This window comes from Sphingomonas sp. Leaf30 (assembly GCF_001422525.1).
GTDB lineage: Bacteria > Pseudomonadota > Alphaproteobacteria > Sphingomonadales > Sphingomonadaceae > Sphingomonas > Sphingomonas aerolata.
Window position 1 is genome coordinate 15,733 of the sequence record NZ_LMKZ01000021.1, and the last position, 1,918, is coordinate 17,650.

The following is a 1,918-nucleotide window of genomic DNA, read 5'->3' on the forward strand; positions in this document are numbered from 1 at the left end:
GTCGTTGGAACCGGTCTCGCGATGATTTCGTGTCCGGCTCCCTTGCCGGACGGTGCGAAGATGACCGAAGTGGCCGTATCGCGCAAGCGTCATTTCGCGGGTGCAGCAGATTTGGGTTTGGCTGGGCGATTGGCCGCTAAAACTCCCCTCCCTTCCAGGGAGGGGAGAAGAGAGTTCAGGGCAAGCCGGCCAGATACCCCTCGATATCATCCGGATCGAACGCCCGCCGATCGAAAAACGCATCGCGCCCGAGGATCAACCGCCCCTGCGTCGATCCCGCCCCAATGCTGTCAGCGCCGATAGCCCCTTCGAGCTTCGAACTGGCATTCGGCAAAGGCGCGCCCGACCCGGCCAGCGCAGCGCGATAAATGTCTGGCCTGAACACACCTTGCGCGACGTCCGCCTCCTCGGCCGAGAAGGGCGTACCGTCCCACCGCACCATCTGCGAGTACAGCCATGCCGCCTGACTGCGCCACGGGAAGTTCGCCGCCTCGCGGTACTGGAACATGAAATCGGGAACGTGGATCGGCACCGCGTCCTTCACCAGCCGCACCCGGTCGCCGATCGCCCGTGACACCGCATCGACCGGGGCATCAAGATACTCCGCGCGAGCAAGTATCGCCGCATTCTCCTCGAGCGTATCCGGATCGATGAACTGCGCAGCCGCAGCGTGCAGCGCCCGGATCAGCCGGTGGACGACGTCGCCACGCTCGGCCAGCGTCGCCGCGCGCATTGCCAGCACCTTCTCGACGCCACGCTGCCAGACCTGCGCCGTTACCAACGCGATCCGCCCGACGCCGCGATCGACCGCGACGCCATTCCAAGGCTCGCCGACGCAGATGCCGTCTACCTCGCCCGCCGCCAGCGCATCGGCGGCGAAGGTCGGGCTGGTCGTAACGATCTCGACGTCGGTATCCGGGCGGATGCCGACCGCCGCGAGCCAGTAGCGCAGCATGTAGTTATGGCTCGAATAGCGATGCACTACGCCGAACCGCAGCCGCCGCCCGGCCGCTGCGCGCTTGGCCGCGACCGCCTTAAGCCGCGCACCCAACACGATCGGATCACCCAGCGCATCCCCATCCATCACCTGCGCAGCGAGCGGCAACGACAGCGTGATCGCGTTGCCGTTGAGCCCCAGCACGAACGGTACCGCCATCGTCACCGCCGGCCGCCCACGCCCGAGCGCGGTCGCGATCGCCAGCGGTGCGACCATGTGTGCGGCATCGGTATGGCCGTAGAGTAGCCGATCTCGCACCGTCGCCCAGGTCATGTCGCGGACGAGTTCGATCTCCAGCCCCTCGGCCTCCGCGAAGCCGCGTTCGCGCGCGAGGATCGGCAGCGCGGCATCGACCAGCGGCAGGAAACCGATGCGGACCCGGTCGAGCGCCATCACAAATCTCCCATGAGCGCGTCGCTGGTGATGATAGCGTCGGCGATCTCGGCGATCCTGCGGTTGGATCGCATCGCCTGCGCGCGAAGCAGGCCATACGCGGTCGGCTCGTCGATACCGCGGCGCTTCATCAAGATCGCCTTGGCACGGTCGACGGTGGTGCGATCGGCGAGCGCGCTGCGGGCTTCGTGCAGTTCGGCCTGCAACCGCGCGAACGCCTGGAACCGGCGGATCGCGAGGTCGATGACCGGCTTGATCCGCTGCTTGGCGAGCCCGTCGACAATGTAGGCGGACACGCCTGCATCGACCGCTGCGTTCGTGGACTCCGCATCGCTCTGGTCGACAAACATCGCGATCGGTCGGGCGAGGGCGCGCGATACGGCAAAGAACTCCTCGAGCACGTCGCGACTTGGATTTTCGAGGTTGATCAGCACTACTTCGGGCGCTGCCTTCTCCAAAGCCGCGACCATCCCGAGCATGCCGTCGATAACGACGATATCGTCGAGTCCGGCCTCACGCAGGCCTTCC

The 1,918-nt window shown here is 66.4% G+C and carries 2 protein-coding genes; both read right to left on the reverse strand.

The annotated features are described in order from the left end of the window. Nucleotides 1–175: 175 nt before the first annotated feature. Entirely contained in the window at nucleotides 176–1,390 is a 1,215-nt protein-coding gene (locus tag ASE89_RS18805; protein ID WP_055876703.1) for a CmpA/NrtA family ABC transporter substrate-binding protein, read from the reverse strand. After that, the coding region (locus ASE89_RS18810) for an ANTAR domain-containing response regulator (RefSeq protein WP_056681051.1) at nucleotides 1,390–1,918 on the reverse strand (529 nt) is incomplete at its 5' end. The genes ASE89_RS18805 and ASE89_RS18810, both read right to left, overlap by 1 nt.